Origin of the sequence: Prevotellamassilia timonensis (genome assembly GCF_021531665.1) — a bacterium.
Taxonomy (GTDB): Bacteria; Bacteroidota; Bacteroidia; order Bacteroidales; family Bacteroidaceae; genus Alloprevotella.
In genome coordinates, this window is sequence record NZ_JADYUH010000188.1 from 1 (window position 1) to 321 (window position 321).

Sequence of the window (321 nt, forward strand, 5' to 3'; positions counted from 1 at the left end):
CCATGGAATCTTGCTCGCTGAGCCAGCCCTTCACCGCACCGCGCAGCCAGCGGCGGAAAACGCGCTGCCAGAGGTCGTCACGGGAGACGCGCGCCGCCAGTTCGCCGACGCGGTCGCGACCGTCCCACTCGGGCAGGGAGGTGAGGTAGGCACGCAGGGGGTGGAACTCGGGTACGTCCTCGGACAAGAGATAGGCATCGATGCTGCTGCGGAAGCAGTTGGGATAGGTCTGCTGTACGCTTCGCACAATGGAATTGTGGGCACGCACGCTCATGGGTTTCAACCGCGCCTCGGGGTCTTTCCTGTTCCGCACCTCGGGGT

Annotated in this window: 1 pseudogene; it reads right to left on the minus strand. The window is 65.1% G+C overall.

From position 1 onward, the window contains the following. Positions 1-321 (minus strand): annotated as a pseudogene (locus I6E40_RS10800) (virulence-associated E family protein); the annotation flags it as partial.